This window comes from Microcoleus sp. CAWBG27 (assembly GCF_020883145.1).
In the GTDB taxonomy this organism is placed as follows: domain Bacteria; phylum Cyanobacteriota; class Cyanobacteriia; order Cyanobacteriales; family Microcoleaceae; genus Microcoleus.
Genome location: NZ_JAHREU010000061.1, coordinates 36,422 through 44,888, shown reverse-complemented (window position 1 = coordinate 44,888; position 8,467 = coordinate 36,422). Strand labels below are relative to the sequence as shown.

Sequence of the window (8,467 nt, the reverse complement as noted above, 5' to 3'; positions counted from 1 at the left end):
AGACACCTAATTATCAAGAATTAGCCAAAGCCATAGAGTTGGGGTTCAGTCAAGTTACATCATCAAATATTTTTAACTGGTTTACGCACTGCTGTTATTGTACCTCATCTTTCTGAGAAAGGCTATAGCAGAAAGAAGAATGAAAAAGACAGAATGAACAAAGCAGATGGCACATTAAAAAAGGTACGTTTTTAGAAAAAGAGCGCTCTTTTCCCAACAACGTACCCAAAAAATATTTATTGTGACACTTGCATCAAGCAGTGAAAAAGGAAAAAGGAAGAACGACAAAGGAAAAATGAAGATTTACCAGAAAGAATTGGTTGAAAGCCTCTCCCGGAGCGGGAGAAATTAGAATCAGACTATTCATTACTTCAATCCTCTTCCTTCTAGGTAGAGGTCGCTCTCCCATGGTCAACTGTCAACTGTCAACTGTCAACTGTCAACTGTTGAACCTCTCCCTTGCCGCAGCAGCTATTCAACCCAACGCACGCGCACAAAATGAGCTTCCCGTCCCCAGAAGTCGTGACTCACAGAAATATCAACAATACTCAAATTAAACGGAATAGCAGTTGTGACGTAACGCTGAGCCAGAGCTCCCACATCGGGAGCTAGCTGAGCTGCTGTCGCCGCCGCCGCACCCAAACCCAAAAGTTGCAGGATGGGCCCCTTCGGCAGGGCTAAATTGATGCCGACAGCAAGTCCAGCAGTCAGCAGCATCGCCACCGACAAGTTGGTGCCGCAGCGGGGATGTACGGCTAAATCCCACTCTCCGCTGGCAATCCGCTGCAAAGCTAATTGCACTGCATGACGCAACTGTGCAATGTTAACGCGGCCGTACAGATAAAATCCTTGGTCAGTGGACATTCCGCCCAATAACTGATTATCCGCTCTTGCTGTCGGCGTACCGCCAGATTGGCTGAGTACCCAAACCGTAGCGTGTTCCAATGCATGAACTTGGCGCAAAGTCAAGATTTCCTTCAAACCCGGAACAAAATCTAGCTGTCTTAATAAGTCAGCATCTTGATTCCGCTGCGGGGCAAAGTCAAAAGGAATTTGGCTGGCGTGCCCAGAACTAGAAGCAGCATTTGTCGTCATGTCAAAAGGCCTCCACTAATGTCCGATCGCAAATTTTAACAGCTTTTAACAGCGAGATTCACGGTTGAACGCGCTTGCCTGCGCGAAACTCTCCAGAAAAGCGTCTACCTTTAGCATCTGTAATTACGCCTCTACCGTGAGGCAATCCCTTGCGAAATTCGCCTTCGTAGCGAACGCCGTTGGGGAAACTGCAACTACCTTTACCGTCTAGCTTTTCGTTGAAAAACTGACCGTCGCAGCGAGTGCCGTCCGATCGAGTAAACACTCCCCGACCAAATGGGTTTCCTGCGAAAAATTGTCCGGCGTAGCGATCGCCCGTGGCAAAGATAAATTGCCCTTGACCGTGTGGCTGACTGCTTGGAGCGCTGCCACCTACTTGTTGAACAATTTCAAATGTTCCCCTGTAGCGATCGCCAGTGGCAAAAATAGCTTCTCCCCTAACGATCAGACCGTTGCGGAACTCTCCTACCATGCGATCGTCGTTGGCGAACAGGAATGTGCCTTGACCGTTGGGCACGCCGTTACGAAACTGTCCTTCATAGCGATCGCCCTTGGAGTATACGTATATTCCTTGTCCCTGAGGTCTGCCGTTGACGAAAGTTCCTTCATAATTGTCGCCATTTTCGTAGTTGCACTTGACTCTACCGTTCGGGGGAGAGCCTTCGCAAACCGGAGGGCGCTTTTGTTCTGCTGCTGGCGCCGCCAATGACGATTTAGTATTGGCTAGCAGCGAGAGGTATCCTACCCCCGTGCCAACCAACATGAATATTCCGAGTTGTTTAATTGAGCGAAGCATGACGGTTCTCAATTTTTTTTCTAAGGATTGAGCTAAATTTTGCATTAAATTGGGTTCTGGGCAACTCGGGGAGATTTTTCTCCCACAATTTTAGAAACCTCTACACCGTTTTCTTCTAGAACCACAATCGGATCGGCTCCTGATTTGAAATCAACCCGTTTGATTAGCACCTGCCCGCTAGCAACCCGCTGTCCTACTTTGATATATCGACTTGTTGGCTCGTTAGGTGCTTTCACAATTACCAGTATGTCATTACCAACTCTAACTACGCCACTAACTTCAACTCCTTTGGCATTGTCTGTCGAAGGCGGTGGCGGTGGTGGTGCGGGGGGTGCGGGGGGTGGTGGTGGGTTCGGGTCTTGCCACGATGGCGGCGGTGTTAATTCCGGCAGCTTGGGCAGACCGGGCAATTCTCTGGTGGCGATGTTGGGAATGTTGGGAGGGCGTGGTGGGCCGGGCGGGCGGGCGGCGATCGCTGGCGGGCGTCCCGGTGTCGCGGCTGGTCGTCCCGGTGTCGCGGCCGGTCGTCCCGGTGTTGCTGCTGGTCGTCGCGTCCCTTGGGGGCTTGCCGTCGTGCCTCTTGGGAAGCCCGGTATAGAGGGAACTCCTGGTATTGATGATGCCGGAGCTCCTGCTATGTCTGGGGAACCTGCTGGTCTGGATCCTGGGCGTCCTGGTCTGGTACCGGTGCCGCCGGTGGTGCCTGTTGGGAAGCCCGGTATAGAAGGCACTCCCGGTATTGATGCCGGATTTCCCGCGACGTTTGGGGCACCTGCTGGTCTGGATCCTGGGCGTCCTGGTCTGGTGCCGGTGCCGCCTGTTGCGATGCCCGGTACAGAGGGCACTCCGGGTATTGATGCCGGATTTCCTGCGACGTTTGGGGAGCCTGCTGGTCTCGCTCCGGGGCGTCCGGGGGCTGCTTGGGGACGCGCTGAAATTGGCGGCCGCCATTGGGGTACGGGGGTTAGCGGCAGGTTGGGAAGACTTGACACCTGTGCGGGGCTTTGAGCTTTGGGAAGTTCGGCAACTGTGCCGCCGCCCGGTGCCCTTTTCGATCCCGGTACTGGCGTCCACCGAGGTGGGTTTCTCTCGTCTGGCAGCTTGGGCAGACTTGGAACTTGTCTGACTGGGAGGTTGGGGAGTTCGTTGCCCGCTGTCCCGCCACCGTCTGTTTTGAGTGGTTGAGGGGGAAGGACTGAGAATGGGTCATTTGCTTGGCCGGGGACAGATGTCTGGGGAATTGCCCTTGGGGCTGTCTTTTTGCCATCAATGTCTGCTTGAGCTTGTCTGGCGCGATCGTCAGGGTTTGTCGATCGGATCAAGCCGGGGGGCTGGGCCGCTACTACTGGAGAGGGGAATGTCTGAGCTCCTGGTGTGGGACTTGCCACACCCCCGGTCGTTCCGGGAGCGTTGGCTGCTGGTGCCCCTGGTGTTGCACCCGGACTGATAGTAGGACTAGGAGTGGGACTGGCTGTGTCGCCACCCCCGTCGCCGCATCCCCCGATCGAGAAAGCCAGCATTCCTATAGTTGCAAAATATAAAAGTTTACGCATTACCGATCGTCCCCAAACGCCTGACTTTTAAGTGATCCAAATGGCAATTGCAGTTGCTGCCATTTGCCGCTTTTCAGTTTACCTGGTTTGATGGTATGCGATCGCTTTTAAATTGCCAAGTTTTCCGGACGATTTGATATTGAGGCGGGCCCTGGGTTTTCAGGAGCAGGTTAGGATATTAATGGTGGTGGTTCTTGTACATATTTAACTAATTAGGGCATGGTTATGGTGGCAAAAGTGATTCTCCAACGGATTTGGCGATCGGGCATTGTTTCTGTGGCTATTTTGGTAGGTCTGGGATCGGTGGGAAGTGGCAATGTGAATGCTCGTTCACATCAGCCAGAAACAAAGGTGATGGCATTGGTGCCACTTGTGAGTTCCCAGCAGATCGTGAAGCGGAGCTATCCCGTTCCCCGAAGGGGTTCCCGAAGGGTAGGGAATCGCACTTTAACAGCAGCCTCAGAAGCCAGAAGTGGCAATGTGTATTCTCAGTTTCGCCGGGGCCCCTCAAATCCTAGTGCCCAACCGCCAGCCAATCAACCTGCCCCTAGTGGGAATCAAAAGGTATTTCAAGCTAAAATCAAGCGCCGCGCGGGTGGGACACCTGTGATTGATGTGGTATTTAACGGTAACAAGACTTTTGAAATGATTGTCGATACCGGGGCGAGCGGCACTTTAATTACTCAGCGGATGGCTACTGCACTGGGAGTGAGGCAAGTCGGCACTGGGAGAGCGGGGATCGCTGACGGTAGCATTGTCGAGTTCCCCCTTGGTGTGGTGCGATCGATTCGGGTTGGGGGTGCTGCAATCCAAAATGTCGAAGTGGCGATCGCCAAACAAATGGAAATTGGTCTCCTCGGTCACGATTTCTTTGGCAATTACGATGTGAAAATCAAAAAAGATGTTGTAGAGTTTTATGTTCGCTGAAACTGAGCAGATTCAGAAACCAATTATTATTCGCATACTGTAAAGTTATTCGCAGCCCGGTCAAGGCTGTTTAATTTATTTCTTCAGGAACTAGCCAAATGTCGGCGAGTGTGGTATTGTTTTGAGTGTTTACCGATAAGTTGACCGTTGAACAATCCGGCAAAATCCGGCTGTCAAAGCACTGCCACTGTTGGCGCTATCGAGTAACAGTCTCCAACGGTGGATTAACAGTTTAAGGCAAGGCAATCTATTAGACAATTTGCCGATCGGGTGAAAATTAGTTCCCAAAATGCTGTAGCTGGGGAATTATTGTTAGCGTTGTTGGGCCGCTGTACAAAATATATGAGCGGAAGATGTTCCGCAAAATCGGCAATAATGACGATCGAGAAATTAATTATTGTAAATAGGGTATTGGCATGGCACAAACGTCTGTATCTCCTGTAGTGCTGATTATTCTAGATGGCTGGGGTTATCGTGAAGAAAAAGACGGAAATGCGATCGCACAGGCGAAAACACCCGTGATGGACAGTCTCTGGGCAGCTTATCCCAGAACTCTGATTAACACATCAGGTCGGGCGGTAGGGCTTCCAGACGGGCAAATGGGCAACTCGGAAGTCGGTCACTTAAATCTGGGCGCCGGCCGGGTGGTTCCTCAAGAGTTAGTGCGAATCTCGGATGCAGTCGAAGATGGTTCTTTGCTAGACAACCGGGCGCTGGTTAAACTTTGCGAGGAAGTACGCAGTCGGGGCGGCAAGTTACACCTGACCGGTCTTTGTTCCGAGGGTGGGGTACACTCGCACCTGAGTCACATTTTGGGTTTGCTACAGCTAGCAAAAGCACAGGGAATTTCTGAAGTTTGCATCCACGCGATTACAGACGGCCGCGATACTACTCCGAAAGATGGTGTAGAAGCTCTCAGCAAGATAGAAGGTTATATCAAACAGGTAGGGGTCGGTCGGATTGCTACCATCAGCGGCCGCTATTACGCGATGGACAGGGACAAACGCTGGGATCGGGTGAGCCGCGCTTATGAGGTAATGACGGTTGAGAGCGCACCTGACGGTCGATCGGCAGTTGATGTGTTGCAGGCCTCCTATGCGGTTGGAGTGACCGACGAGTTTGCAGTTCCGACTCGCATTGCCCCCGGCGCGGTGGCATCCGGGGATGGGATGATTTTCTTCAATTTTCGCCCGGACAGGGCTAGAGAGTTGACTCAGGCCTTTGTAGCGCCAGATTTTAAAGGCTTTGAACGATCGTTAATTGAGCCTCTGACTTTTGCGAGTTTTACTCAGTATGACCCCAAACTGTCGTCGGTACTGGTGGCTTTTGAACCCCAGAATTTGAACAATATTCTGGGTGAGGTGATTTCTAACCACGGTTTGCGACAGTTGCGGACAGCGGAAACTGAAAAGTACGCTCACGTGACTTATTTTTTTAATGGGGGTCTGGAAGAGCCTTTTGAGGGGGAAGACCGCGAAATGGTGCAGAGTCCGATGGTAGCGACTTACGATGAGGCGCCGGAGATGTCGGCGGCTGAGGTGACTGATGTGGCGCTGGAGGCTTTGTCCAAACGGATTTATTCATTTGTGGTGCTTAACTACGCTAACCCGGATATGGTTGGTCATACGGGGATGCTGGATGCGACGATAATTGCGATTCAAACTGTGGATAAATGTTTGGGGCGGCTGTTGACCGGGATTTCCAAAGCTGGGGGAACGGCAATTATTATTGCTGACCACGGAAATGCTGAGTTGATGTTCGATGAGAACGGGAATCCTTGGACGGCTCACACTACTAACCCGGTGCCCTTTATTCTAATAGAAGGCGAAGGTCTGAAAATTCCAGGTCACGGAGGAGATGTTGCTCTCAGGGCGGACGGCTGTTTGGCCGATGTGGCGCCGACGATTTTGGAACTGTTGAAGTTGCCTCAGCCCCCGGAGATGACTGGAAAGTCTATGATTCAAGCTGCTGAATTTGAAGTTCGAGCCAATCGAACTCCGGTGCGGGTGCGGCTTTAGATCGAAGGTAGGCTCACACTTGGGCCAAGGTACGTTGTTGGGCTTGGGCCCTCTTTCCTAATCTTATAAAGAGGGCCAAAGCCCAACAACGTACCTAATTTATCTGGCGACAATAAAACCGCCCTGCTAGCCCCCCTTAACAAGGGGGGGACAAGAAATGGATCGAAGTCCCCCTTTTTAAGGGGGATTTAGGGGGATCTGGCCTCGGCGACAAACGAGAGATACAAAGGTTTTCAGGCGATTGTTGACACGACAAAAGGCAGTCGCCTGTCCCTAAGCGCGGTTGTGTGCGATCGACTAAATTTGATATGATAATGAATTGCCAATTACTAATTACCAATTACCCTAAATTATGAATATAGTTTCTGTGTTACAAGTTATCTGGTCTTTGTCTGCCTTAGGACTTGTAGTTTTTGTCTTGCTGCACAGTCCTAAAGGCGATGGCATTGGAGGGATTGGCGGACAAGCTCAATTATTTACGAGCGCTAAGAGTGCGGAAACAACTCTCAACCGGATTACTTGGGGTCTGTCTATTGTGTTTATGGGTTTGACTATTATTTTGAGTGCTGGTTGGTTGACTCCTAAATTATAAGATTAGGATTTTTAACCGCAGATAAACGCAGATAAACTTTATATAATTTGCATTTATCTGCGTTTGTTTGCGTGTATCTGCCGTCAAAAAAATGCGCTGGAAAGTTAGGATAAAGCCTCGATTGCTCGGAGGCTTGAGATTTGCTTTATTATGTTGTTGCAGCCTGATAATTTTGACTCAGGTTAATACTCGTGCCGTGAGTCTTGCTCCTCTCCCCAATACTTTGCCCCCTCCACAGGTTCACCCTTTACCACCAACCCTGGCGAATTGGCAAGATGCAACTAATAGCGGCGATTATTTCGATCGCATTAAACAGCCAAATGTCGGTCATTTGCTGTGGTCGAAGTTCCCGATTCAGGTGTATGTAGAGCGTCCGATTGATGGGAATAAGTCTGAAGAATGGATAGCAGCAGTGTTGGGTGTTGTGCGGGAATGGGCGGTTTATTTGCCTTTGGAAGTCGTGGATAGTTCCGAGGCGGCTGATATTAGAATTTTACGTCAGGCTCCGCCTTTGCGTCAAGGGCTTTTGCGATCGCGATCGGGGGAATCCACCTATGAGTTGTACAATCGTCGGGATGGGGAGAAAACTGTTTTATCTCATCGGTTTGCGGTTTATTTGAATCCGAATCAAGTGGGTAAGTATATTCCAGCGACGGCGCGGCATGAGTTGGGGCACGCTTTGGGAATTTGGGGCCACAGTTTGCTGGAAACTGATGTGCTTTATTTTTCTCAGGTGCGGAATCCTCCGGCTATTTCTGCAAGGGATGTCAATACTTTGAAGCGGGTGTACGAACAGCCGACTCGCTTAGGTTCGTAGTGAGGACTTTAGTCCGCATCAAAATTACAGGACAGCCGACTCGCTTAGGTTCGTAGTGAGGACTTTAGTCCGCATCAAAATTACAGGACTGAAGTCCTCACTACGAACCTTTGAAAAACACAATAATTAATAGGAAACAGAATAATAATGAAAGATGAATGTTTTGGAATAGTCCCAATCTTTGGAAAAGAAGCCGACTCTTTGTTTTTGTTGATTCAACATCAAGCAGGACATTGGGCGTTTCCTAAAGGTCACGCGAATCCGGGGGAAACTCCAGCGGAAACAGCTAGGCGAGAATTTGCAGAGGAAACTGGCATATCGGATTTTGAAATGCTGGATGAGCCGAGTTTTACGGAACATTATTCCTTTGTTAAAGATGGCGAGGAAATTGACAAAACTGTGACTTATTTTTTAGGCTTTGTTAATTCGATGGATGTGGTTTTGCAAGTTGAGGAAGTTCAAAATCATGCCTGGGTTTCTGCTGAGGAATCTGTTAAGTTGATTACTTTTGATGCAAACCGCCAAATGTTCGGGGAGGTTAAGGCATATTTGGACGGGAGGAAGGAAAAATAAGAGAAAGATAATATAAGCAATCAAATTTTGATGCGGACTGAAGTCCTAGTCATGAAAAATGCGGACTGAAGTCCTCACTACGAACCTATTTTCTGG

8 protein-coding genes are annotated in these 8,467 nt (G+C 50.0%); 5 read left to right on the top strand and 3 right to left on the bottom strand.

What is annotated here, in order from left to right; all coding sequences use genetic code 11:
* Positions 1-471: 471 nt before the first annotated feature.
* From QZ938_RS25905 to QZ938_RS25895, 3 genes are read right to left on the bottom strand one after another with little or no spacing between them, the layout of a single operon-like run.
* A complete protein-coding gene (locus QZ938_RS25905; protein ID WP_293354187.1) occupies positions 472-1,095 on the bottom strand; it encodes a DUF6391 domain-containing protein in 624 nt (207 codons plus the stop codon).
* 58 nt (positions 1,096-1,153) lie between these two features.
* Entirely contained in the window at positions 1,154-1,891 is a 738-nt protein-coding gene (locus tag QZ938_RS25900) for an MORN motif-containing protein (protein ID WP_293340484.1), read from the bottom strand.
* A gap of 44 nt (positions 1,892-1,935) precedes the next feature.
* Positions 1,936-3,444, bottom strand: a complete 1,509-nt coding sequence (locus tag QZ938_RS25895) for a hypothetical protein (protein WP_293354189.1) — start codon at positions 3,442-3,444, stop codon at positions 1,936-1,938.
* Positions 3,445-3,669: 225 nt separating this feature from the next.
* On the opposite strand from QZ938_RS25895, the gene QZ938_RS25890 reads away from it, so the two are divergent.
* From QZ938_RS25890 to QZ938_RS25870, 5 genes are all read left to right on the top strand, one after another.
* Positions 3,670-4,371 (top strand): retropepsin-like aspartic protease, encoded by a 702-nt coding sequence (locus QZ938_RS25890; protein WP_293354191.1) that lies wholly within the window; start codon positions 3,670-3,672, stop codon positions 4,369-4,371.
* Between the two features lie 416 nt (positions 4,372-4,787).
* Positions 4,788-6,389, top strand: a complete 1,602-nt coding sequence (gene gpmI, locus QZ938_RS25885; protein ID WP_293354193.1) for a 2,3-bisphosphoglycerate-independent phosphoglycerate mutase — start codon at positions 4,788-4,790, stop codon at positions 6,387-6,389.
* Between the two features lie 352 nt (positions 6,390-6,741).
* Entirely contained in the window at positions 6,742-6,981 is a 240-nt protein-coding gene (secG, locus tag QZ938_RS25880) for a preprotein translocase subunit SecG (RefSeq protein WP_293155559.1), read from the top strand.
* Between the two features lie 172 nt (positions 6,982-7,153).
* Entirely contained in the window at positions 7,154-7,798 is a 645-nt protein-coding gene (locus QZ938_RS25875; protein ID WP_293354195.1) for a peptidase, read from the top strand.
* 147 nt (positions 7,799-7,945) lie between these two features.
* Positions 7,946-8,371: an NUDIX domain-containing protein gene (locus tag QZ938_RS25870; RefSeq protein WP_293354197.1), complete on the top strand. Its 426-nt coding sequence runs from the start codon at positions 7,946-7,948 to the stop codon at positions 8,369-8,371.
* Positions 8,372-8,467 lie beyond the last annotated feature (96 nt).

What these genes read in the sequence shown, in the direction of transcription:
- QZ938_RS25895 (WP_293354189.1), bottom strand. Translation starts at nt 3,444, where the DNA reads ATGCGTAAACTTTTATATTTTGCAACTATAGGAATGCTGGCTTTCTCG.
- QZ938_RS25870 (WP_293354197.1), top strand. Translation starts at nt 7,946, where the DNA reads ATGAAAGATGAATGTTTTGGAATAGTCCCAATCTTTGGAAAAGAAGCC.
- gpmI (WP_293354193.1), top strand. Translation starts at nt 4,788, where the DNA reads ATGGCACAAACGTCTGTATCTCCTGTAGTGCTGATTATTCTAGATGGC.
- QZ938_RS25900 (WP_293340484.1), bottom strand. Translation starts at nt 1,891, where the DNA reads ATGCTTCGCTCAATTAAACAACTCGGAATATTCATGTTGGTTGGCACG.
- QZ938_RS25905 (WP_293354187.1), bottom strand. Translation starts at nt 1,095, where the DNA reads ATGACGACAAATGCTGCTTCTAGTTCTGGGCACGCCAGCCAAATTCCT.
- secG (WP_293155559.1), top strand. Translation starts at nt 6,742, where the DNA reads ATGAATATAGTTTCTGTGTTACAAGTTATCTGGTCTTTGTCTGCCTTA.
- QZ938_RS25890 (WP_293354191.1), top strand. Translation starts at nt 3,670, where the DNA reads ATGGTGGCAAAAGTGATTCTCCAACGGATTTGGCGATCGGGCATTGTT.